The sequence below is a fragment of the Comamonas sp. 26 genome, from assembly GCF_002754475.1.
GTDB lineage: Bacteria > Pseudomonadota > Gammaproteobacteria > Burkholderiales > Burkholderiaceae_C > Comamonas.
The window spans coordinates 2,755,080-2,777,839 of the sequence record NZ_PEFL01000001.1 but is presented as its reverse complement, the minus strand read 5'-3'; the positions used below and the strand labels follow the sequence as shown (position 1 = coordinate 2,777,839).

Genomic DNA, 22,760 nt, shown 5'->3' with positions numbered 1-22,760 from the left:
TCTTTAAAGGCAGCGCAATGCCCGGTGCTTGCGGACCTGCATTGCGCTGCCAGGGGAAAGAAGAAAGAAGGGTTTGCTAAAGCCGCAATTCAGGTGCAGAGCTGTTTCAGCTGTCTGCAGTGATGATTTCGCGCGCCACCAATTCAGCGATGATCCTGTCCACGGCTTGCTGCGCTGTTAGCGCTGTCGTGGAAATATGGATGTCCGGGTTTTCCGGAACTTCAAAGGGCGAGTCGATGCCTGTGAAGTTTTTCAGTTCCCCCCGGCGCACCTTTTTGTAGAGCCCCTTGGGGTCACGTTCTTCGGCGACAGACAGAGGTGTATCAATGAACACTTCCAGAAATTCGCCATCGCTTACCAGCTTGCGGGCCATTTCGCGCTCAGCCTGGAAGGGGGAGATGAATGCCGTGATGGCAATCAGTCCTGCGTCCACAAACAGCTTGCCCACCTCGGCCACGCGGCGAATGTTCTCAACCCGGTCTGCATCGGTAAAGCCAAGGTCTCGGTTCAGTCCGTGGCGCACGTTGTCTCCATCAAGGAGATAGGTGTGTCTGCCGCGGGCGTGCAGCTGCATTTCGAGCAGGTTGGCAATCGTCGACTTTCCTGCACCTGACAAGCCCGTGAACCAGAGAAGGGCAGGCTTTTGCTGCAAACGCTCGGCGCGGTCTTTTTGATTCACGTTCACATGCTGCATGTGAATGTTCTGAGAGCGACGCAGCGAAAAATCAATCAGGCCAGCGCCTACCGTGGCATTGCTCAGTCGGTCAATCAGAATGAAGCTGCCGGTCTCGCGGTTGTCCTTATAGGCATCAAAAGCGATAGGCTGGCTGCTGGAGAGATTGCAGACGCCGATTTCATTGAGAGCCAGCTCCTTGGCGGCCAGCTGCTCCAAAGTGTTGACGTTGATCTTGTATTTGGGCGCAGCGAAGGTGACGGGAATGGTCTTGCCGCCCATCTTCAGCAGATAAGGGCGTCCACCCAGCATGGGTTGCTCATGCATCCAGATCAGCGTGACCTGGAACTGATCTGCCACATCCGAAGGTGCATCGGCAACAGCAATCACATCACCACGGCTGCAATCGACTTCGTCGGCCAATGTCAACGTGATGGATTGCCCGGCAACTGCTTGCTGAAGATCGCCATCCTGCGTGACTATGCGTGCGACCTTGGTGACACGGCCACTGGGCAGAATGCGAACCGAATCACCGGGGCTGATCTGACCGCTGGCAATGCAGCCCGCGAAACCGCGAAAATCCAGATTAGGGCGGTTGACCCATTGAACAGGCATGCGAAATGGCAGTTTTTGCTGACGTGCTTCGTCAATTTCCACCGTTTCAAGGTAGCCCATTAGCGTGGTGCCGTGGTACCAGGGCATGTGTTCGCTTTGTTCGGTGATGTTTTCGCCGCGCAAGGCCGACATGGGGATGGCCGTGATGTCTTCCAGATTGATCTTCTTGGCGAACTCGCGGTAATCGGCCACGATGTCGTCGAAGACTTTTTCGGAATAGCCCATCAGGTCCATCTTGTTGACGGCCAGCACAATTTTCCGGATACCGATCAGTGAAGCCAGATAGCTGTGGCGTCTGGACTGTGTCAGCACGCCTCGACGAGCGTCGATCATCACAACCGCCACATCAGCAGTCGATGCGCCGGTGACCATGTTGCGAGTGTATTGCTCGTGGCCCGGAGTGTCTGCCACGATGAACTTGCGCTGATCGGTAGAGAAGAAGCGGTAGGCCACATCAATGGTGATGCCTTGCTCGCGCTCTGCGGCCAGACCATCTACCAGCAGCGCGAAATCCAAATCGCCACCCTGCGTGCCGACTTTCTTGGAGTCCGCGACCAGTGCTTCCATCTGATCTTCGAAGAGCATCTTGGACTCATATAGCAAGCGCCCGATGAGGGTGCTCTTGCCGTCATCTACGCTGCCGCAGGTGATGAAGCGCAGCAGGCTTTTTTGCTCATGTGCCTTCAGGTATTTTTCGATATCTTCAGAGATAAGTGCAGATACATGTGACATCAGAAATACCCCTCTTGCTTCTTCTTTTCCATAGATGCGGCCGAGTCGTGGTCGATCATCCGGCCCTGTCGCTCCGAAGTACGGGTCAGCAGCATTTCTTGAATGATCTTTGGCAAGCTATTGGCGTCGGACTCGACGGCCCCCGTCAGTGGGTAGCAACCCAGAGTGCGAAAGCGCACATTGCGCATCATGGGAACTTCACCGCTCTTGAGCGGCATGCGCTCGTCATCGACCATTAGCAGTGTCCCGTCACGCTCTACGACAGGACGTGGTGCCGAGAGGTACAAGGGAACAATTGGGATGTTTTCCAGATAGATGTATTGCCAGATATCCAGCTCGGTCCAGTTGGATAGCGGAAACACGCGAATCGATTCCCCCTTGTTCTTGCGTGTGTTGTAGAGGTGCCAGAGCTCGGGACGTTGATTCTTTGGATCCCAGCGATGCTGGTCAGAGCGGAAAGAGAAGATACGTTCCTTCGCCCGTGACTTTTCTTCATCGCGGCGCGCGCCGCCAAATGCGGCATCAAAGCCGTATTTGTCCAGCGCCTGCTTCAGACCTTCGGTCTTCATCACATCGGTGTGAATCTGCGAGCCATGCTTGAACGGGCTGATACCCATCTCAAGGCCTTCGGGGTTGATGTGTACCAGCAGATCCATTCCCAGCTTCGCGGCCATCTGATCGCGAAAGCGATACATCTCCTGGAATTTCCAGGTCGTATCTACATGCAGCAAAGGAAACGGAGGCTTGGCGGGGTAAAACGCCTTCATTGCCAGGTGCAGCATGACTGCACTGTCTTTGCCGATGGAATAAAGCATGACGGGGTTTTCAGCCTCAGCAACAACCTCGCGCATGGCCTGAATACTTTCGGATTCCAGCCTTTGCAAATGAGTCAGCACCACAGATTTCTCCTTGGTTTTTTGTTTTGGATGCTGCCAACTGTAGGAGTCCGTTAAAGAAAATTTTTGCGCGAATTGATGTTTTAGAAGTTGCTGCGTCATGCTCGCCATAGGGTCGAGATTTGGTGGTTCTGGGGTTTTTACGGGGGTATTTTTCGGTGTCTGCGATGTGTCTTGCGCAGCCTTCAAAACGCTGCTGGCCAATTCACTCGACTGCCTGAGCATCTCTGTGGCGGCTGGCAGATGAAACAGGCGCAGTCGGTCGTTGCTGTCGCTGGCAAGCGATGAAAAGGTGGCGGCGCGCTGCCACTGCATGGCAGGAAGCAAGGCAAAAATCTTGCCCTCGCTGGAGCGCCTCAAGCGATCAAAAAAATCTTCCAGATGTGCGGCGCACAAGCTGCCCTCATAAGGTTGCCAATACACCTTGCCGCGGTTGTTGACGGCACGCAGGATGCCGTGCCTGAGGCGTCCGGGGCAGTTGTTATGGGCTCCAAAATCGTCGATCCAGACAATGCTGGCACTCTCTTTTCTGGCTTGCTCGCAGATGTCCAGATAAGTGCTGGCGTACCAGCGCTGCACATTGCTGGATGCCTGCTTCATGCGCTTGACGGGGCGTTCGGCATTGAGATTCCAGCGCTGCAGATATTGGGCGTTGGTGCGCTCGGGCAACTCAAGCTGCTGGCGCTGAAGGATCAGCTGTTGCATGGCTTCCAGCTGCCACAGCAGAAAAGGCAGGCCATGCTCGGCGGGCTGGGTGCTGACCAGCTGGACATAGATGTCTTGCTCCTGGATGGCCGACAAGGTGCGGCCTTCTCCTGGTTTACGACCACGCTCGCGCACCAGGACAGCGTTCCATCCTCCTTTCTGCCAGGCTTTATGGGCGGCAATGATGGTTGGGGTTGACAGGCCTGTCGCCATGCCGACTTCTTTGAGTGTTTTCCCTTCAAGCCTCAAGTTCACGGCCTGAATTCGCAGTGGATTGATTTCCTGAACACTGAGTTTCTTACCAACAGCCATGCGCATTCCTGTTAAACATTCACTCGCTTATTTGCGAAGATCCGAATGCATTTACTGTCGGCCTGTCCTCAGATTGGCGCATAGGCCAAACGGACCACATGAATAACAACACAGGAGATTTTTGTGAACCAGACGCAAGACGCACTGCTTGAAGATGTTATGGCTATCACCCGCGAAGCGGGTGCTTTAATCATGGGGATCTACCGCAGCGACTTTGAGGTGCGCGGCAAGCAAGATGCTTCGCCCGTGACTGAAGCCGACGAAAAGGCAGAGCACCTGATTCTTGAGCGTCTGGGTGCCTTGCCGTCGCAGTTTCCTGTCGTTTCTGAAGAAGCGGCTGCCGCAGGCTATGTGCCTGAGATGGGGCAATGCTTCTGGCTGGTTGATCCTCTTGATGGCACCAAGGAATTCATCAATCGCAATGGCGAGTTCACCGTCAATATCGCGCTGATCGAAAATGGAATCCCTGTGCTGGGCGTCGTTTTCGCACCAGCGCTGGATCGCATGTACGCGGGTGCCATAGGACTTGGTGCATGGCTGGAGGTGCAGGGGAAGCGCCAAGCCATTGGATGCAGAAGCATTCCAGAGGATGGCCTTGATGTGGTGGCCAGTCGTTCGCACGGCGATGCTGATGCGCTGGATCAGTTTCTCAATGGACGTTTGGTGCGGTCGCGCAAAAGTGCAGGCTCATCGCTCAAGATTTGTCTGGTTGCCGAAGGCGAAGCGGACCTCTATCCCCGCTTGGGGCGCACCATGGAGTGGGATATCGCTGCAGGCCATGCGGTGCTGGCTGCTGCAGGGGGGCAGATTCATACACTTAATGGAGATGTTCTGAGCTATGGCAAGCGAGATTTGAGCAACCCTCACTTCTATGCCTGCTCTGCAGATTACCGCTGATTTCAAGCTATCACACCGCAACTCCCACCTCCCTGAATGCCCTAGATACGGGCATTCATCCCTTCCTTTTCTGTTTGACGATTGATGAACGTTGCCGCGACGCTAATTCGAGTCTGCCTGCTTTGCGGGCTGCTGATGAGTGGCGCCTGTGCGGACAAAGCAGCGTCTCGCCAGCCCGTAAAAATCGTTGTTGGCTTCGAAGCCGGTGGTGCGATGGATACCTTGGCACGCGCGTTTGCCATCCGTCTCTCAGCGCGATTGCAGCGTCCTGTCTATGTGGAAAACAGGGTGGGCGCAGGTGGAACCATTGCTGCGAACTATGTTGTGCAATCAAGGCCTGATGGAAATACGCTGCTCTTGGCGTCACCTGCCGAAATTTTCATCAATCCACTTCACACCAGAAGACAGGAGTCGGGCGAAGTCGCTGACATGGTGCCAGTCGCCAAAGTCTCCTCCGCTCCTATTGTTCTCGTCACACGGGGCGACTCCGCAATACAGCAGCTGGGTGATATCGCAGCGGCAGCCCAAAAGAATGCCCATGCCCTGAGCTTCGCATCCTCAGGTGTTGGCAGCTTGCAGCATTTGGTGGGCGAGAGCTTGGGCAAAGCCCTGGGGGTGGAGCTATTACACGTTCCATACGGGGGAGCAGCCTCTGCAACTGCAAGCCTGATGAGCAATCAAGTGGACTTGCTTTTTGCGGGGCTTGCTCCCATCGCCCCGCATCTCCAAAGCCAAAAGATGCACGCATTGGGTATCGCATCAGCTCACAGGTCGAAACGCTTACCCGATGTGCCTACGTTTCAAGAGCAGGGGCTTCAAGGCGTCAGCTTTGAATACTGGCAGGGAATCTTTCTTCCCAAAGGGGCATCATCCGAACTGGCTGTATTTCTATCCGACGAGATCAACGAGGTGATCAAAGACTCGGGCTTTGTGGCGCAATTAGAAAATCTAGGTTTTGAGGTCGCATACAAAGACTACAACCAATTCAAGCCATTTTTGCGGGCAGAAGATCAGAGCTATCAAAGCTTCTTTAGGAAAAACGGTTTTTTATATTGACTTCGTTAAATCGTCCCGGAAGAAGTGGCTCCGTTTTTTGAACAATGGGTTTTGCGTGATGGACTTCCACATCAGGCACACAATTAAGCATCGCCTGATGAGGCGTACTTTTCAGCATTGCTGCATTGCAAAAATGCAGGCGGCATGAACTGGCGATCTCGCTTAGCAACTGGGTTGAGTTGAGCAAAGGACCGGGATCACCTCTCTGGCATTGGCTGTGATCAATTCATGCTCAATATCAACAGACCTTAGCCCTGCTCGGTATTTTGTCGTTTGAATCTCGCTTGCAATTCATGACGAAGAACCTTGCCACTGGCATTTCTGGGTAATTGCTCCATAAAAATGAAGCTCTGAGGAATTTTGTATGCCGCTAGCTTTTGAGCCAGATAAGCCATGAGCAACTGGTCGGTGATGGTGACCTTGCTACGAGGCACCACTGCCAGGACGAGCTTTTCGCCTAGTCTTTCATCCGGTACGCTGAATGCGGCTGCATCTTCAACATCGGTAAGTTCAGCCAGAGCGGATTCAACTTCAGAGCAAGAAATGTTCTCGCCTCCAGAAATCACGATGTTCTTCTTGCGGTCCACCACATGCAAGTAACCACGTTCGTCGAGGCGTCCTATATCACCGCTCTTCAACCAACCATCCTGAAGCATCTCCGAGGTTGCCTGAGTCTGACCACAGTATTCTTTCATCAGCATTGCGCCAGAGATCAGAATCTCTCCTTCCTGATTTGGCGCGACTTGCTCGCCTCGTTCATCCACAATCTTGATATCTACGGAAGGCAGCACCTGTCCCGCTGCAGTAAGGCGACTGGCGAGCTCTTCGCCTCCAATGGCGCAGATTGTTCCGCCACATTCCGTCATTCCGTAGCCGATACCAAGCACCGCATCCGGAAATGCACTGGCGATCTCCTTCAATAGGCTGGGCGCAAAAACCTGACCTCCGGCACCAATCGACAAGAGAGATTGAAGCCTGCGACCACCACGCTCCGCGCGCAGTAAGTCCCAGTACATCGCCGGAGCTCCAGCGAAAGCAGATACCTGTTCCTGCTCAATCAGCTCCAAGGCTTTTTTTGCGTCCCATTTGGAAAGCAAGACCACCTTTGCTCCACGCATCAGGCCCGACAGAAAGACAGCGTAGCAACCGCTCACATGAAATAGCGGAAAGGCTAGCAAGGACGCAGCCTGTTTATCAGCAGCATTGGCAAAAATATCTGCTCCACGTTTGGCAACGATATGCTCCGCTACCAAAGCGCCTGAAAGCTGAATGTGCATGAGCGCCGTCATTACGGCCCGCTGGTCAAACAATGCCGCTTTGGAAGGTCCGGTGGTCCCGGAAGTGAACATGATGAGTGCTTCATCCTCCGGGCGCATGGATACCGGCGCAAGAGTGGCTGATTCCCAGCCCTGAATTGCCTCAGAAAAAGGTATCCAACTGCCTTCCTGCAGAGCTGGCTTATCTCGAGCTTCACTCACCACAACCATGTGACGGCCACGGGCTGATTCTGAAAGTTGTTGTGCTCTTCGCTCGTCTGCCAAAATCATGGTGGTCTGAGTGTCCTCCAGCGCTTGTGCCAACTCAGGCTCAGAGCCCCGACTGTTGACCAGCACAGCGGTTGCCCCCATCGCTGTGATGGCGATGAACGAGACCAACCATTCTGGGCGGTTGCTCATGACAATTGCAATTCGCTGTCCTTGCAAAGGCTGTGCCCCACTCAGGCGTTTGAGAAATGCTCCCAGCGCGGCTGCCTTGCTAAAGACTTCGGCGTAGCTCATCTGCGCAGTCTCGCTCACGATCATGGTGCGCGGCCCGAACGGTACAGCCATGCGATAGATGTCAGCGAAGCTCTGTGGAGCATTGCAGAAAACACGACGTGAAAAACCCCGAATGCTCTGTGCCTGCATCTCAAACGGTGCACCGGGTGCAGTCAGCGTAGTCAATAGTGCGTTAGTGCTGTTGTGAATGGAAATATCTGCCATTGGAATCTCGCCTCTCGTGCTTTGAGTCAATGTGATTGCTGATTGCGGCACTGCATTCAAGGTGTGATGCCAGACACCAAGCGCGGCTCACAGACGCCGCTTTGACGGCCAGCGCTGAGCTTCAGGCCGCGCATTAACGCATTGCGCAAATCACGGGGATCAATGATGTCGTCATATACCATTCGGTCTGCAATCTGGTAGGAGCCACCGACTTGTTCGGCCTCGATCCTTGCGCGTGTTGCTTCGTCAAGCTTGGCTGAATCCGCGCCGCTGGCAACGGGAGACGATCCCAACGTCACGGCAGGAAATGCAAGGCTCAAGGTCTGTCCATCGAATGGATTCATTGCCATGATGGAGGAGCCAAAACCAAATGCCTTGCGCAAGGTGACATGCAGCTTGGGCACTTTCAGGCGGCGCTGCGCCACAAACATGCGGGCGGCATGGCGCAGAGCGCCAGACTGTTCGGCCCTTGTACCTCCCATCACGCCAGGGTTGTCGGCCAGAAAAATCACAGGCAAATGGAAAGCTCCAGCGACATCCATGAAGTGCGTGGCCTTGTCCGCACCATCCGCATCGATCGTTCCGGCCATCACACTGGGATCATTGGCGATGATGGCCACGCTATGCCCACCCAGACGCGCTAGCGCCACGACAACAGAGGCCCCAAATTTGGGCTGAATCTCCAGCAGGCTGTCTTCGTCCACCAACAGCTCAAGCACCTTGCGCATGCGATAAGGCCTGCGAGAGTTAGGGCTGATCAGATCAAGGATGGCGTCCAGGCTGCGTTCCTCGACATCACCATGTGTTTTTTTTGCAGGGCGCTCCCATGCGTTCAGGGGAAAGTAAGAGAGGTATTTCCGTGCCAAATCAATCGCGGCTTCGTCATCCACGCAAAGGTTGTGCGCCACTCCCGAAACCGCTACATGTACCTGCGGGCCGCCCAGCTGCTCCTTGGTGACGATCTCGCCTGTGGCTGCTTTGACCAGCGGAGGACCTGCCGCAAACATGGATGCAGCTTCTGTCATCACCACAAAATCTGACATGGGAGCTGTCAATGCGCCATGCCCCGCTGCTGCCCCCATCACCAGGCAGACAATCGGCACTTGACCAGATAAATCTGCCAATCCCTGAAGGTCGTTGGGACGCCTGCCAGCGTGGGTGTTGGTCAGTCGGTGTCCTGCACCTTCGAGCATGAAGATGAGTGGCACGCGCTCCTGCGCTGCCAATTGCGTCAGGCGATAGCGCTTGTCTGCAGCGCCGTCGCCAATCGATCCTCCCAGGACCGTGAAGTCTTCGGCAGCGCCCAGAGCAGGTCGGCCCTCAATTTCTCCAAATCCAGCCACCAGTGCATCGGCAGGTACAGGCGCATTTTCATCTGCTCCGACCCCGCCCACAAACGCACCCAGCTCCACGAAAGTTCCAGCATCGAAAAGCTGTGTCAACCTTTGCCGGGCGTCCTGTTTTCCGCTGTTGCGATGACGTTGCACCTTCTCGCTCCCACCCATGGCCTGCGCAGCTGTGCGACGTAGCTGAAGGGTTTGAAGGATGGCTGCCCACTCCTGATTTTCTGTACTCACTCGAATGTCTCCGTAGTTTTTTGGGCTGCGTTACGTGTCCCCATTGAGGATGAACGGTTCTTCGCAGGAAGTGTAGTCAATGACTACAATTGCTTTTTATACAATGAGCCAGATCGAGTCAAGATGGGTTTCAAGGAGATGGCATTGAATGTTTTGGAAGATGGCTCTGACACAGCGGCTACTAAAACCAAACCCCTTGGGAGCATTGAAGTGCGCGAGTCCATCTTGGATGCGGCAGTCAAGCTCATGGGCGAGCGAGGCACGACGGATGTCGCTCTGCGTGAAATTGCCCGAGAAGCCAATGTCAATCACGGCCTGGTTCACCGTCACTTCGGCACCCGCCACGATGTTCTGATTGCGGCACTGAAACGACATTCGGCAATCGGCGCTGATTTTTTGAAAGATGTCTCAGACATAGACACCGCCATCGACAAGCTCTGGACACATCCCAATATGGCCGAAAGCTCAAAGTTGATGGCCAGTGCTCTTCTCGGGGGAGTACCTGCCGAATCAATCGCAGAAGGTCATGCGCTACGCAGGCTAGAACAGTTGCTGACGAGCAGCGGCAATACCGCCGCCGGGACCAATACAACAGCCATCGCGGTCACGCTGTCTTGCCTCATCCTGGGCTGGGGGATATTCGGCAATTACCTGACTGCAGTTGCCAAAGATACGGAGACAGAACAATTGCGCTCCGATGTGCTGAGCATCCTGCAATCACTTGCACATTACAAACAAGACTCGTGAACTCGATTGCCTTCGTCAATCACCTAAGCTTGCAATCGGCTACCAAGTCGTTGATCTTGCGAAGCGCTGCAATTTCTACGCTTAGTCGACAAGTTCGCCGACAGGGGCAAGGTCACTTTTAGAGGTCGGCTTTGTATCGATTGCCATCCCTCAGGTTTCCAGAATGACTGTCTGTAAACGCCCATTGAGCAGTCGTTTCAATGCGTCAATTGCTCGATACTTCGAGCACCTTGGCTGGAAATATTTATTCCTTGACGGCCTACCCATAAGGCACAAACCCGCTCACGTTCTCGTTCACCCTCAGCGGCTTACCCACGAATGGGAAAGCCCGCTGCTGGCAGGCATTGCGCTCACAAACCTTACAGCCCATGCCTATGGGGGTTGCAGCATCGACATTGCGCAGGTCAAGCCCTCTGGAGTACACAAGCCGTGCGGCATGCTGCAAGTCGCAGCCAAGCCCAATGGAGAATGTCTTGCTCGGAGCGCCCCAGCCTGCGCCTGCATGGCTGATGGTTCGCGCAATCCACAGATACACGCGCCCATCGGGCATAGATGCAAGCTGCGGAACAATTTTTCCAGACTGAGTGAATGCCTCATACACCACCCACAATGGGCAAGTGCCACCCGTCTTGGAGAAGTGGAAATGCGTGGCCGATTGGCGCTTGCTGATGTTGCCGGCCCGGTCCACCCGAATAAAGAAAAATGGCACGCCTGGCGCATCTCCTCGCTGCAGGGTGGAGAGTCGGTGGCAGACAGTCTCAAACCCCACGCCAAAGTGCCTCGCCAGTAAATCGATGTCGTAATGCAAGCCCTCTGCAGCTTGCAAGAATTCCCCATAAGGCAGAACAAAAGCACCAGCCACGTAATTGGCCAAGCCTGTCCGTGTCAAGCGCCTTGTGGCGTCGTCCTGCCATGAGGTCGAATGCAGTGCCTCGTCTATCAAGGACTCAAACTCCAGCAGTGCCAGTTGCGTGGCAAGCTGAAATGCCTGCTGTGATGGGCTCAATCGAGGCGAGACATAAAGTGTGCGAGTGCTTCTATCAAAGCGGCGGTGACTATGATCCTGCCCCGTATCTGGAGTATTGGGAGCCCGAAATACCAAAACCTTGTGTTGCGCTTGCAAGCGATCTTGCAACCACTCTAGTATCCCGATGCCTTGCTCTCTGGCCTGCTTGGCCAGGATTTCTGCCGCTCGATCCAGCGCATCAAAGTAATTGCGATGGGCAAAAAAAAAATCGCGCACCGCTTCAAATGGCATCTGCCTGGGCGCTTCACCCCAAGCGGCACCAATTCCTTCAACGTCGGAGCGCCCGTCACCTAAACGTGCCGTTAGAGCCTCCAATCGCTCAGCATCGGCAAGATGCCGCTGATGCATCGCCAGCAATGTTTTGGCGAGTTGCGGCAATTTAGAAGCGACCTCACGCAACTCTGGTAGAGGCACAGCGCCGTCGGCTTGCGGCATCGTCGCTAAGGCATCGCGCAACTGGGCCAGCAAACGGGCTTCTTCCGCTTCGGAGAACTGCTGAATATCCACGCCCAGCACTTTGTGGATCTTGAGCAGCACAGGTACGGTGAGCGGCCGTTGATCTTGCTCGATCTGGTTCAGATAACTGGGCGAGATCTCCAGCGCCTGTGCCAGCGCAGCCTGTGTCATTCCGCGCTCGGCGCGCAAGCTGCGTAGGCGTACGCCCATGAAAGTTTTGGCCATTTCATCGCTCCTTGTTCTTGTCTTCAAAAATTCGCAAAATTTGCAAATATACGAATTTTTCTTTGCAATCATTCACCAATTCAGCTCTATCACTGAGTAATGCAAATGCGTAGATTGCGAAGTATTGCAGATAAAACTGCTTTCCCAATCACACCAAGGAGACCCGCATGAGCATCGTGGCCGAACCCAGCACCGCATCCATCCGCTTCAAGCCCAAGAAATCCGTCGCGCTGTCTGGCGTTACCGCAGGCAACACGGCGCTGTGCACCGTCGGCAAGACGGGCAACGACCTGCACTATCGCGGCTACGACATTCTGGACATTGCCGAGGTCTGCGAATTTGAAGAAATCGCCCACCTGCTGGTGCACGGAAAGCTACCCACGCGGGCCGAACTCAAAGCCTACAAGAGCAAGCTCAAAGCTTTGCGCGGCCTGCCAACCAGCGTGAAAGTGGCATTGGAGCAACTGCCAGCCGCCAGCCACCCCATGGATGTGATGCGCACTGGCGTATCGGCCTTGGGCTGCGCCTTGCCTGAAAAAGATGACCACAACTTGCCGGGAGCACGTGATATTGCTGATCGTCTGATGGCTTCGCTGGGCTCCATGCTGCTGTACTGGTACCACTTCAGCAATTCGGGCCGCCGTATTGAGGTGGAAACCGACGACGACTCCATTGGAGGCCACTTCCTGCACCTGCTTCATGGAACCAAGCCCTCGGATGGCTGGGTGCGCGCCATGCATACCTCGCTCAATCTGTATGCAGAGCATGAGTTCAATGCATCCACCTTTACCGCCCGTGTGGTAGCAGGGACGGGCAGCGATATGTACTCGGCCATCACCGGCGCGGTTGGTGCATTGCGTGGCCCAAAGCATGGCGGAGCCAACGAAGTGGCGTTTGAAATCCAGAAGCGCTATGACAACCCGAGCGAAGCCGAAGCGGATATTCGCCGCCGTGTGGATGCCAAGGAAGTCGTGATCGGCTTTGGTCACCCTGTCTATACCGTCAGTGATCCGCGTAACGTGGTGATCAAGGGCGTGGCCAAACAGCTTTCTGATGAAGCGGGCAGCACCAAGATGTACGACATCGCTGCACGCCTGGAGTCGGTGATGTGGGAAGTCAAGAATATGTTCCCCAACTTAGACTGGTTTAGCGCCGTGAGCTATCACATGATGGGCGTGCCCACCGCCATGTTCACACCGCTATTTGTGATTGCCCGCACCAGCGGCTGGGCGGCTCACATCATCGAGCAGCGCCAGGACAACAAGATCATCCGCCCCAGCGCCAACTACACCGGCCCGGATGATTTGAAGTTCGTTCCCATTGACGAGCGCCAGTAAGCCCTTGGCCCAAAAGCTATGACTGCCCAGCCCATGCAAGCCCAATCACTGTGCATCGCCATCGCTAGCAAACTGCGTGAACGCATTCTTAGCCACCAGATGCCGCCAGGCAGCGACATCAATGATGGAGTGCTGGCCCAGGAGTTTGGCGTCAGCCGTACACCTGTACGCGAGGCCATGAAACTGCTGTGTCACGAAGGACTGCTGACAGCGCAACCCAGGCGAGGCATGACCGTCACCCAGCTCTCTGCCGCGCAGGTTGCCGAGGCACGGCTGCTATGCCATCTGCTTGCTCAGCACTTGTCGCAATTAAAAGCCCAGCCGCTCCATCGCTGCACAGAGCTGACCGAGCGTTTGCATGCTGTGGCACAGGCAAGGTTGCATTTGGCGCTTGGACCTACAGCGCATACACCTGTGAGCTTTTCCGCCCCTCAAGCAGTGCACCAGCACACCGCTTTGGCGCTCTGAAACCCGAGACAGAACAGAACAATGAGCAAACCCCAACCTCATCATTACCGCAAGCCACTACCAGGCAGTCAACTGCATTACTTTGATGCGCAAGCCGCTGTAGAAGATATCTGCTCTGGTGCCTGGGCCACCTTGCCCTACACCAGCCGCGTGCATGCAGAAAACCTGGTACGCCGCTGCGATCCCGCCATCCTCAGCGAATGTCTGACGCAAATCATTGAACGCAAGCGCGAGCGCGACTTTCCGTGGTTCCCTGCGCGCGTGGTCTGCCATGACATTCTGGGCCAGACGGCTCTGGTCGATCTGGCTGGCTTGCGTGATGCGATTGCCGAGCAGGGCGGTGACCCAGCCGCCGTCAACCCTGTCGTGCCTGTGCAACTGATCGTGGATCACTCGCTTGCCGTTGAATGCGGTGGTTCAGACCCAGAGGCATTCGAGAAAAATCGCGCCATCGAAGATCGCCGCAATGAAGACCGCTTTCACTTCATCGACTGGTGCAAGCGCTCATTCAAGAATGTGGAAGTAATTCCACCGGGCAACGGAATCATGCATCAGATCAATCTTGAGCGCATGAGTCCTGTGATCCATGCTATCAATGGAGAAGCATATCCCGACACACTGGTAGGTACGGACAGCCATACGCCTCATGTCGATGCGCTGGGCGTGATCGCCGTGGGCGTGGGCGGGCTGGAGGCTGAAAACGTCATGCTTGGCCGGGCATCCTGGATGCGTCTGCCCGAGATCATTGGTGTGAAGCTCAGCGGAAGCCGCCAGAGCGGCATCACCGCGACCGATATCGTGTTGGCCCTGACACAGTTTCTGCGCCAGCAAAAAGTGGTGGGAGCCTATCTGGAGTTCTATGGAGAAGGTGCGCGCAGTCTGACCATTGGCGACCGGGCCACCATCTCCAATATGGTGCCTGAATATGGTGCCACCGCTGCCATGTTTGCCATCGACGAGCAGACCATTGACTACCTGCGCTTGACAGGGCGCGAGGCTGCCCAGGTGCAACTGGTGGAAACCTACGCCAAGCAAGCTGGCTTGTGGGCCGATTCGCTGGCGAATGCCGAATACGAGCGCATGCTGCAGTTCGATCTGTCCAGCGTGGTGCGCAACATGGCCGGACCGTCTAATCCTCATGCGCGTCTGGCCACCAGCGATCTGGCTGCCAAGGGTATTGCGGGCGAATGGACGGAGTCTGAGGGCCAGATGCCTGACGGTGCCGTCATCATTGCCGCCATCACCAGTTGCACCAACACCAGTAATCCGCGCAATGTGATTGCCGCTGGTTTGCTGGCCCGCAACGCGCGAAATCTGGGCCTCACGCGCAAGCCTTGGGTCAAGTCCTCTCTGGCTCCCGGCTCCAAAACCGTGCCGCTGTATCTGGCCCAAGCCGGGCTGCTGCATGACCTTGAAGCACTGGGCTTTGGCGTCGTCGCTTTCGCCTGCACCACCTGCAACGGCATGAGCGGCGCGCTTGATCCTGTAATCCAGCAAGAGATCATTGATCGCGACCTGTACACAACGGCAGTTCTCTCGGGCAATCGCAACTTTGACGGCCGCATCCATCCCTATGCCAAGCAAGCTTTCCTGGCATCGCCCCCATTGGTCGTGGCCTATGCGATTGCCGGCACGATTCGGTTTGACATTGAAAACGATGTGCTAGGTACTTTTCAGGGCCGGGAGATTCGGCTGCAGGACATCTGGCCCAGCGACGAAGAAATCGATGCCGTAGCAAAGGCCGCCGTCCAGCCAGAGCAGTTCCGCAAAGTCTACGAGCCCATGTTTGCCATACAGCTAGCCCATGACGAAAAGGTGGATGCGCTGTACAACTGGCGAGAGCAATCCACCTATATCCGCCGTCCGCCTTACTGGGAAGGTGCCCTGGCCAGAGAACGCACTTTGCGTGGCATGCGACCGCTGGCCATCCTGCCGGACAACATCACCACCGATCACCTCTCTCCCTCCAACGCCATCATGCTGGACAGCGCAGCCGGTGAATACCTGCACAAAATGGGTCTGCCTGAGGAGGACTTCAACTCCTACGCCACGCACCGGGGTGACCACCTGACGGCCCAGCGCGCAACCTTTGCCAACCCCAAGCTGTTCAATGAAATGGTGGTGGATGACAACGGCAAGGTTCGCCAAGGATCTCTGGCCCGCATCGAACCAGAAGGCAAGGTCATGCGGATGTGGGAAGCCATAGAGACTTATATGGATCGCAAGCAGCCGCTGATCATCATCGCGGGCGCCGACTACGGCCAAGGATCCAGCCGCGACTGGGCCGCCAAGGGCGTGCGCCTGGCTGGGGTGGAAGCGATTGTGGCCGAAGGCTTCGAACGCATTCATCGCACCAATCTGATCGGCATGGGCGTGCTGCCGCTGGAGTTTCTGTCCGGCACCACTCGCCACACGCTGGGCTTGGATGGCACTGAGACTTTTGATGTGATCGGCAAGCGCCAGCCCCGTGCTGAGCTGACGCTGCATATCTATCGCACCACAGGAGCCCGCACCGAGGTGGCTGTCATCTGCCGTTTGGACACCGCAGAGGAAGTCAGCATCTATGAAGCCGGCGGTGTGCTGCAGCGCTTTGCCCAGGACTTCCTGGCTGAAAACACTGAGAAAAAAGTGCTTGAGCCCCAGGTATGAAAAGCGCAGGCAGCTATCAAAATAATGCGAGCTGCCGCCTTTAGACATCCTGCATCTCATTCAGAAAGAAAAGACCAATGAGTGAAATCAAGCGGTTCGCTCCGCAAATCAAAATTCCCGCCACCTATCTGCGTGGCGGCACCAGCAAGGGCGTGTTCTTCAAGCTGCAGGACTTGCCCCTAGCGGCGCAGCAACCCGGCCCTGTGCGTGATGCTATTTTTTTGCGAGCCTTGGGCAGCCCCGACCCCTACGGCAAGCAAATCGACGGCATGGGCAATGCATCGTCCTCGACCAGCAAGGGCGTCATTCTTTCCAGAAGCAGCCATTCCAACCACGATGTGGACTACCTGTTTGGCCAAGTCGCCATCGACAAGGCTTTTGTGGACTGGAGCGGCAACTGCGGCAACCTGAGCGCCGCCGTCGGTCCCTGCGCCATTCACATGGGGCTGATCGATACCGCAAAGATCCCGCACAACGGCGTGGTCACCATCCGCATCTGGCAGGCCAATATCGGCAAGACCATCGTGGCACATGTGCCGATGATGGAAGGCCAAGTGCAGGAAACCGGTGACTTTGAACTCGATGGCGTGACTTTCCCGGCTGCCGAAGTGCCGCTGGAGTTTCTGGACCCCGCTGACGATGGAGAAGACGGAGGCGCAATGTTTCCCACCGGCAATCTGGTTGACAGGCTGGATGTCCCAGGCGTGGGTAGCTTTGCCGCCACCATGATCAATGCGGGCATTCCCACCATTTTCTTGAACGCCAACGAGATTGGCTACACAGGGTGCGAGCTGCAGGATGCGATCAACAACGACGTCGAGGCGCTCGCCAAGTTTGAGGCCATTCGCGCCCACGGTGCGCTGCGCATGGGCTTGATCAAGAAGCTGAGTGATGCCGCTACCCGCCAGCACACGCCCAAGATTGCCTTTGTGGCCCCAGCGCAAAGCTATACGGCATCCAGCGGCAAAGCCATTGATGCCAAAGATATTGATCTGGTCGTGCGGGCGCTGTCCATGGGCAAGCTGCACCACGCCATGATGGGGACAGCGGCAGTGGCCATCGGCACAGCGGCAGCCATTCCCGGCACGCTAGTCAATCTGGCTGCTGGCGGCGGTGAGCGCCAGGCCGTTCGCTTCGGTCACCCCAGCGGCACGCTAAGGGTGGGGGCCGAAGCCAAGCGCGTCGATGGTGAATGGCAAGTCACCAAGGCTTTGATGAGCCGTAGCGCCCGCATCCTGATGGAGGGCTGGATACGCGTACCCGGCGAAGTCCTCCACACCCAATAAGTATTCAAACAGGCTGCAGCGCTTGCAGCTATCAAAACAAGAGACAGATCATGAACCCCAAACAACAACTCAAAGCCTTGGCCGACGCCCGCCGTGGCGTGCTCGTTCCCGGTGCCTTCAACGCCATGTCTGCCAAAGTGATTGAAGACCTGGGCTTTGAAGCCATCTACGTCACCGGCGCTGGCGTCACCAATATGTGGTTTGGCATGCCTGACCAGGGCTTTATGGGCCTGAGCGATATCGCCGACCACACCGCCCGTATCCGCGATGTCGTGGATCTGCCCCTGCTCGTCGATGCCGACACCGGCTTTGGCAATGCCGTCAACACCTATCACGCCGTGCGCACGCTGGAGCGCGCCGGTGCCGATTGCATCCAGCTCGAAGACCAGGTCAGTCCCAAGCGCTGCGGCCACTTCAACGGCAAGGCCGTGATTGAAACCCACGAAATGCTGGGCAAGATCAAGGCCGCCGTCGATGCCCGCCGTGACAGCGGCACCCTCATCATGGCCCGCACCGATGCTGCGGCTGTTCACGGCTTTGAAGCCGCCATCGAGCGCGCACAGCAGTTTCAGGAAGCCGGTGCCGATATTCTGTTTGTGGAAGCCGTCACAAAAGCCGAAGAAGTTCGCGCCCTGCCTCAGCGCCTGCAAGCGCCCCAGCTCATGAACATGGTCATCGGCGGCAAAACCCCCATCTTCAACGCCGACGAACTGGGCGCGCTGGGCTTTGGCTTTGTGCTCTACGCCAATGCTGCCCTGCAAGGCGCGGTGGCCGGCATGCAGAAATGCCTGACCCTGCTGCGCGATGAACACAAGGTCGATGAAGACCCCGCTATCGTGGCCCCGTTTCTTGAGCGCCAGCGGCTGGTGAACAAGGACTTTTGGGATGGGCTGGAGCAGAAATACAAATAACTCGTGTACGGAAATTGATGGTGGCATCACCGCTTTAGAACAGCACACCCAAAGATAAGCGGCCAGGAGCGGAATTGGTTGACGCCCAGTTCCAGCTGCGTTCAATGAAGCCGCTTTGCCAGTCGTTCTGAATGGCAGCCATCTAGCCAAAGCATGAAGGATCTTTGTTCAAACTGAACTAAGGGATGGGAGCGTCGGTTTGAAAGGCATCGCATCCCGTTTACCGCACAGCGCATTTCTTATTTCGTCGTGGCAATGGTTGTCACGCTTTATGGCTTCAGAGCTTTCAGGCGAATCGTTGATTAAAACAAGCGTGCACTTTGACCACAGGACATGTTGACCCGTGGAATCGAAGATATCGGTTTGGGTCTTGCGAACAGAAGATTAAACGCATTGGGTCTGGATGATTTTCCCCACGAACTCTGTACGCAAGAAGATTCCTGCAGCTACACGAACGATTGCCATAATTTTCGCCCTCTATGTCGTCGTTGAATGACCGGCTTTCGCGGATCGTCATCGTCTAATCTGATCAAAATCGAAACTGAGGTACCAGCCCAAGCCTTTGGCTTTCACAAGTCAGAGGCAGGTGTTCTGAACTACATTTCGATCTTGCTAATTTACGCTGTTGCAAGATCCCAATGCTGTTAAAGAAAATTGAATCTGTTGTGATCTTTGTTGCGAATATTGATGAAGCAGCGGCTTGGTATGCCGTGTTATTTCAAACAGAAATTCGCCGCGAAAATTCCCAATACGCCTTCATCAAAACGCCTGCAGGTTTGCTCGGCTTCCATCCCCTTGACCGCAAGTGCCCGGGCGGGGTGGGCGGCACAACCGTGTATTGGGAAGTCGACGATTTACAGGAAGCCATCAAAGCACTAGAGAAGCGAGGTGCCGTCTTGTATCGTGGCCCCATCTCAACCAGCTTCGGCGCTCGCGCAGCAATGCTTCTTGACCCATTCGGATGCACTATCGGACTGAATCAGTCCACCGAACAATCTCTGCATGCATTAGCAAGCAATGACAGGGCTGGATGAACTGGATCCGCAGCCAATACCGGAATTTGTATGGATCAATTGATTGAAATCTCGACTGAAAATTTCCAGCAATTTGCGCTCCTTTATCAAGAGGTCTTCAATGCTCCGCCATGGAGTGATGGCTGGACGGTTTTAGCCGCGACAGAGCGACTTGGAAGTTTTGCGGCGATGCCGACTTTTAGAGGGTTAGGCATTTTCGGCATGAGCAAGCCATCGGCCTTGTTTTAGGCTGGGGCGAACGCTGGGTCAATGGCTGGTTATTTCACATCAAGGAGATGTGTGTCCACGTTGACTACCAGCACCAGGGTGTCGGTAAAAAGCTAATGCGTGAGTTCGAAAGATCACTCGCCCAGCAAGGTTTCACCGGGATCACACTGCAAACTGGGCAACAGGCTCCAGCACGAATTTTTTATGAAGCCCTGGGCTATAAGCCGCGCAGCTTGATTACTTTAAGTAGGCGGCTAAACGCTATCGAATAGCTGCTGCAATACGGCCAATGACACGGTGCAATCAAATTGCGACCGAGCCTCTGGCCAAAGCAATAAACGCCTGCAAGTAGTCGGTGTGCAACTCAGACTCCCGAGCGCCCAGATAGATTTGCTTGGCAATCCCTTTGGAGCCCAGCTTCACGGGTGTCACTGTCATCTTCTCGGCATATTCCAGAGCCAGCCAGCGCGGTAGTGCGGCCACACCACGGCCGCTGGCCACCATCTGCATCATGATGTCCGTGGTCTCGATGGTTTTATGGCGGCGCGGCGAAATACCTGCGGGCAGCAAGAACTGGGTGTAGACATCGAGTCTGTCCACTGCCACGGGGTAGGTGATCAGCACCTCGCTCATCAAGTCCTTGGGGTTCACATGCTTATGGCCAGCAAGCGCGTGATCACTGCTGACGACCAGCACCTGCTCGTAGTCAAACACAGGCTCGAAGTGCAGACCGGGCTTGAATAACGGGTCGGGAGTGACCAGCAGATCAATCTCATAGCCATACAGCGCACCAATGCCGCCGAACTGGAATTTCTGCTTCACATCCACATCCACATCAGGCCAGGCAGCCAGATACGGTGAAACGATTTTCAGCAGCCACTGGTAGCAAGGGTGGCACTCCATGCCGATGCGCAGCGTGCCGCGCTCGCCCTGCGCAAACTGCTTAAGCCGGTCTTCGGCCAAATCCAGTTGCGGCAGCACACGGTTGGCCACAGCCAGCAGATATTGGCCCGCCTGCGTCAGGCGCAGGCTGCGGCCTTCGCGCAGCCAGATATCGGTGCCCAGTTGGCCTTCGAGCTTTCTCATGCTGTGACTGAGCGCCGACTGGGTGACGCACAGCACATCGGCGGCGGCCGTCAAAGAGCCTTGTTGTTCAACCTCTTGAATGATGGCGAGATGGATGCGCTCCAGCATTGATGAGTTCTACTCATGGATATGTGAGATTTGACCATTTTACTTCATGGCTTTGAGTCTTTAGCATCCACCCCAGTTTCTTTGAGAGGGGGAAGCCATTCCATGAGCACTATAAAAACGACACGACCACTGCGCGTAGTCGCCGTTTCTGGCGGGCTGCAGCGCCCTTCCAAATCAGCAGCGCTGGCTGAGCATCTGCTGGATCTGATCTCCAGCGAGATCCCGTGTCAGCTACGCCTGATTGAAATGGGGCAGGTCGCACCTGAGATCGCTGGTGCGGTCTGGCGTTCACAACTGCCCGAGGCAGTGGTGCAGCAACTGGCAGCGGTCGAACAAGCGGATGTGCTGGTCGTGGCAACCCCGGTTTTTCGCGGCTCCTACACAGGGCTGTTCAAACACTTCTTCGACTTCATTGATCAGGATGCCCTGATCGACAAGCCCATCTTGCTGGCGGCGACGGGTGGCAGCGAACGGCATTCTCTGGTCATTGATCACCAGTTGCGCCCGCTATTCAGCTTCTTTCAGGCGCGGACCTTGCCGCTGGGCATCTATGCCACCGACCAGGATTTTGCGGGCTACCGCCTGCAAAGCGAGGCCTTGATAGAGCGGGCCAGTCTGGCGGTTCAACGGGCACTCCCATTGCTGCAATTGGCGCAGCACACCTCGCCCTTGCAGGCCGAAGAATGGCTCGCAGCCTGAAACAAGCGTCTTCTTCATTCTAAAAATCAAATTACTGGATCGCCATGAACACCGAACTCACCTTTGAGCTCAAGAGCATTTGCTTCGATGAAAAATACCACCCCGCGGACAGCACACGCTTAACCACCAATTTTGCCAACCTCGCACGGGGTGCAAGCCGGCAGCAAAACCTGCGCAACACGCTGAGGATGATTGACAAGCGCTTCAATGACTTGGCCCATTGGGACAATCCTGAGGGAGATCGCTACGCTGTCGAGCTGGAGATCATCTCAGTCGAGATGTATTTGAATGGCAAGAGCTGCGATGCAAGCTTTCCATTGATCGAGATTTTGAAGCCCAGCATTCTCGACAAGGCCACGAACAAATATATCGACGGCATTGCAGGGAATAGCTTTTCTTCCTATGTACGCGATTACGACTTCAGCGTTTTGCTTCCTGAGTACAACCTCCAGCGGACTGAATTCAAAACGCCAGAGAATTTTGGCGACTTGCACGGCAAGCTGTTCCAGGAGTTTGTGAACTCGAACGTCTACAAGCAGCGCTTTGACAAGCAACCTGTCATTTGCATCAGCGCATCGACCAGCAAGACCTACGAACAGACAGGCAACCAGCATCCCGTGTTAGGCAGCGAGTACCAACAAGGCGAGCTGTCATCGACGGATCAATACTTCGCCAAGATGGGGATGAAGGTGCGCTTTTTCATGCCGCCCAACAGCGTTGCCCCCTTTGCCTTTTACTTCTATGGCGACCTGTTAAACGATTACTCCAATCTGGAGTTGATTGGCACGATCGCTACGATGGAAACCTTTCAGAAGATCTACCGACCCGAAATTTACAACGCCAACTCTGCTGCAGGAAAGTTCTATCAACCCAGCTTGAAGCACCAGGACTATTCGCTGACGCAGATTGTTTATGACCGGGAAGAGCGCAGCCAGCTGGCTGTCAAGCAAGGCAAGTTCACGGAAGAGCACTTCATCAAGCCCTACAAGCATGTGCTTCAGCAATGGGCTGCCGAGTTCGCGATCTGAGTGACCTGAACAGTCACCAGCAGTTTTATTGACCCCCATGGCTGCAC

The 22,760-nt window shown here is 55.6% G+C and carries 19 protein-coding genes; 13 read left to right on the top strand and 6 right to left on the bottom strand.

The window, feature by feature from the left end; translation table 11 throughout:
- Nucleotides 1–106: 106 nt before the first annotated feature.
- Together cysN and cysD are read right to left on the bottom strand one after the other, a co-directional pair.
- A complete protein-coding gene (cysN, locus tag CLU84_RS12870; RefSeq protein ID WP_099737508.1) occupies nt 107–2,020 on the bottom strand; it encodes a sulfate adenylyltransferase subunit CysN in 1,914 nt (637 codons plus the stop codon).
- Nucleotides 2,020–3,018, bottom strand: coding sequence for a sulfate adenylyltransferase subunit CysD (gene cysD, locus CLU84_RS22240; protein WP_255409126.1), 999 nt, complete (start codon nt 3,016–3,018; stop codon nt 2,020–2,022). Before cysD ends, cysN begins: the two co-directional genes overlap by 1 nt.
- Nucleotides 3,019–4,056: 1,038 nt before the next feature.
- Here cysD and cysQ point away from each other — a divergent pair.
- Nucleotides 4,057–4,830: a 3'(2'),5'-bisphosphate nucleotidase CysQ gene (cysQ, locus tag CLU84_RS12860; RefSeq protein WP_233210040.1), complete on the top strand. Its 774-nt coding sequence runs from the start codon at nt 4,057–4,059 to the stop codon at nt 4,828–4,830.
- Nucleotides 4,831–4,914: 84 nt separating this feature from the next.
- Nucleotides 4,915–5,886: a tripartite tricarboxylate transporter substrate binding protein gene (locus tag CLU84_RS12855; protein WP_099737507.1), complete on the top strand. Its 972-nt coding sequence runs from the start codon at nt 4,915–4,917 to the stop codon at nt 5,884–5,886.
- A gap of 248 nt (nt 5,887–6,134) precedes the next feature.
- Here CLU84_RS12855 and CLU84_RS12850 read toward each other — a convergent pair whose 3' ends face one another.
- Both CLU84_RS12850 and CLU84_RS12845 read right to left on the bottom strand, forming a co-directional pair.
- Nucleotides 6,135–7,868, bottom strand: a complete 1,734-nt coding sequence (locus CLU84_RS12850) for a class I adenylate-forming enzyme family protein (protein ID WP_099737506.1) — start codon at nt 7,866–7,868, stop codon at nt 6,135–6,137.
- Nucleotides 7,869–7,924: 56 nt separating this feature from the next.
- Nucleotides 7,925–9,445, bottom strand: a complete 1,521-nt coding sequence (locus tag CLU84_RS12845; protein ID WP_199173730.1) for an acyl-CoA carboxylase subunit beta — start codon at nt 9,443–9,445, stop codon at nt 7,925–7,927.
- Between the two features lie 123 nt (nt 9,446–9,568).
- On the opposite strand from CLU84_RS12845, the gene CLU84_RS12840 reads away from it, so the two are divergent.
- Nucleotides 9,569–10,192 (top strand): TetR/AcrR family transcriptional regulator, encoded by a 624-nt coding sequence (locus CLU84_RS12840; RefSeq protein ID WP_099737504.1) that lies wholly within the window; start codon nt 9,569–9,571, stop codon nt 10,190–10,192.
- A gap of 259 nt (nt 10,193–10,451) precedes the next feature.
- On the opposite strand, the gene CLU84_RS12835 is transcribed toward CLU84_RS12840, so the two are convergent.
- Nucleotides 10,452–11,900: a short-chain fatty acyl-CoA regulator family protein gene (locus CLU84_RS12835; RefSeq protein WP_099737503.1), complete on the bottom strand. Its 1,449-nt coding sequence runs from the start codon at nt 11,898–11,900 to the stop codon at nt 10,452–10,454.
- Between the two features lie 167 nt (nt 11,901–12,067).
- Between CLU84_RS12835 and prpC the strand changes: the two genes are divergently transcribed.
- The 8 genes from prpC (at nt 12,068) to CLU84_RS22700 (ending at nt 20,064) form a co-directional block, all read left to right on the top strand.
- A complete protein-coding gene (prpC, locus tag CLU84_RS12830; RefSeq protein WP_099737502.1) occupies nt 12,068–13,237 on the top strand; it encodes a 2-methylcitrate synthase in 1,170 nt (389 codons plus the stop codon).
- A gap of 18 nt (nt 13,238–13,255) precedes the next feature.
- Nucleotides 13,256–13,705 carry a GntR family transcriptional regulator gene (locus CLU84_RS12825; protein ID WP_099737501.1) on the top strand — a complete coding sequence of 150 codons (450 nt, stop codon included), beginning with the start codon at nt 13,256–13,258 and terminating at the stop codon, nt 13,703–13,705.
- A gap of 21 nt (nt 13,706–13,726) precedes the next feature.
- Nucleotides 13,727–16,354, top strand: a complete 2,628-nt coding sequence (acnD, locus tag CLU84_RS12820; protein ID WP_099737500.1) for a Fe/S-dependent 2-methylisocitrate dehydratase AcnD — start codon at nt 13,727–13,729, stop codon at nt 16,352–16,354.
- A gap of 77 nt (nt 16,355–16,431) precedes the next feature.
- Nucleotides 16,432–17,640, top strand: coding sequence for a 2-methylaconitate cis-trans isomerase PrpF (gene prpF, locus CLU84_RS12815; protein WP_099737499.1), 1,209 nt, complete (start codon nt 16,432–16,434; stop codon nt 17,638–17,640).
- A 50-nt stretch (nt 17,641–17,690) separates the two neighbouring features.
- Nucleotides 17,691–18,551: an oxaloacetate decarboxylase gene (locus CLU84_RS12810; RefSeq protein ID WP_099737498.1), complete on the top strand. Its 861-nt coding sequence runs from the start codon at nt 17,691–17,693 to the stop codon at nt 18,549–18,551.
- Nucleotides 18,552–19,189: 638 nt separating this feature from the next.
- Nucleotides 19,190–19,585 (top strand): VOC family protein, encoded by a 396-nt coding sequence (locus CLU84_RS12805; protein ID WP_099737497.1) that lies wholly within the window; start codon nt 19,190–19,192, stop codon nt 19,583–19,585.
- A gap of 30 nt (nt 19,586–19,615) precedes the next feature.
- Nucleotides 19,616–19,813, top strand: a complete 198-nt coding sequence (locus CLU84_RS12800; RefSeq protein WP_099737496.1) for a hypothetical protein — start codon at nt 19,616–19,618, stop codon at nt 19,811–19,813.
- Complete coding sequence (locus CLU84_RS22700) at nt 19,798–20,064, top strand: GNAT family N-acetyltransferase (RefSeq protein WP_099737495.1); 267 nt, start codon at nt 19,798–19,800, stop codon at nt 20,062–20,064. The genes CLU84_RS12800 and CLU84_RS22700 overlap by 16 nt, the downstream gene beginning before the upstream one ends.
- Before the next feature lie 31 nt (nt 20,065–20,095).
- Here CLU84_RS22700 and CLU84_RS12790 read toward each other — a convergent pair whose 3' ends face one another.
- A complete protein-coding gene (locus CLU84_RS12790; RefSeq protein ID WP_099737494.1) occupies nt 20,096–20,986 on the bottom strand; it encodes a LysR family transcriptional regulator in 891 nt (296 codons plus the stop codon).
- A 102-nt stretch (nt 20,987–21,088) separates the two neighbouring features.
- On the opposite strand from CLU84_RS12790, the gene msuE reads away from it, so the two are divergent.
- Together msuE and CLU84_RS12780 are read left to right on the top strand one after the other, a co-directional pair.
- Nucleotides 21,089–21,685, top strand: coding sequence for an FMN reductase (gene msuE, locus CLU84_RS12785; RefSeq protein ID WP_099737493.1), 597 nt, complete (start codon nt 21,089–21,091; stop codon nt 21,683–21,685).
- A 44-nt stretch (nt 21,686–21,729) separates the two neighbouring features.
- Nucleotides 21,730–22,713 carry a DUF1852 domain-containing protein gene (locus CLU84_RS12780; protein ID WP_099737492.1) on the top strand — a complete coding sequence of 328 codons (984 nt, stop codon included), beginning with the start codon at nt 21,730–21,732 and terminating at the stop codon, nt 22,711–22,713.
- Nucleotides 22,714–22,760: the final 47 nt, after the last annotated feature.

What these genes read in the sequence shown, in the direction of transcription:
- cysN (WP_099737508.1), bottom strand. Translation starts at nt 2,020, where the DNA reads ATGTCACATGTATCTGCACTTATCTCTGAAGATATCGAAAAATACCTG.
- cysD (WP_255409126.1), bottom strand. Translation starts at nt 3,018, where the DNA reads ATGACGCAGCAACTTCTAAAACATCAATTCGCGCAAAAATTTTCTTTA.
- CLU84_RS12855 (WP_099737507.1), top strand. Translation starts at nt 4,915, where the DNA reads ATGAACGTTGCCGCGACGCTAATTCGAGTCTGCCTGCTTTGCGGGCTG.
- CLU84_RS12850 (WP_099737506.1), bottom strand. Translation starts at nt 7,868, where the DNA reads ATGGCAGATATTTCCATTCACAACAGCACTAACGCACTATTGACTACG.
- CLU84_RS12840 (WP_099737504.1), top strand. Translation starts at nt 9,569, where the DNA reads ATGGGTTTCAAGGAGATGGCATTGAATGTTTTGGAAGATGGCTCTGAC.
- CLU84_RS12835 (WP_099737503.1), bottom strand. Translation starts at nt 11,900, where the DNA reads ATGGCCAAAACTTTCATGGGCGTACGCCTACGCAGCTTGCGCGCCGAG.
- prpC (WP_099737502.1), top strand. Translation starts at nt 12,068, where the DNA reads ATGAGCATCGTGGCCGAACCCAGCACCGCATCCATCCGCTTCAAGCCC.
- CLU84_RS12825 (WP_099737501.1), top strand. Translation starts at nt 13,256, where the DNA reads ATGACTGCCCAGCCCATGCAAGCCCAATCACTGTGCATCGCCATCGCT.
- acnD (WP_099737500.1), top strand. Translation starts at nt 13,727, where the DNA reads ATGAGCAAACCCCAACCTCATCATTACCGCAAGCCACTACCAGGCAGT.
- prpF (WP_099737499.1), top strand. Translation starts at nt 16,432, where the DNA reads ATGAGTGAAATCAAGCGGTTCGCTCCGCAAATCAAAATTCCCGCCACC.
- CLU84_RS12810 (WP_099737498.1), top strand. Translation starts at nt 17,691, where the DNA reads ATGAACCCCAAACAACAACTCAAAGCCTTGGCCGACGCCCGCCGTGGC.
- CLU84_RS12805 (WP_099737497.1), top strand. Translation starts at nt 19,190, where the DNA reads ATGCTGTTAAAGAAAATTGAATCTGTTGTGATCTTTGTTGCGAATATT.
- CLU84_RS12800 (WP_099737496.1), top strand. Translation starts at nt 19,616, where the DNA reads ATGGATCAATTGATTGAAATCTCGACTGAAAATTTCCAGCAATTTGCG.
- CLU84_RS12790 (WP_099737494.1), bottom strand. Translation starts at nt 20,986, where the DNA reads ATGCTGGAGCGCATCCATCTCGCCATCATTCAAGAGGTTGAACAACAA.
- msuE (WP_099737493.1), top strand. Translation starts at nt 21,089, where the DNA reads ATGAGCACTATAAAAACGACACGACCACTGCGCGTAGTCGCCGTTTCT.
- CLU84_RS12780 (WP_099737492.1), top strand. Translation starts at nt 21,730, where the DNA reads ATGAACACCGAACTCACCTTTGAGCTCAAGAGCATTTGCTTCGATGAA.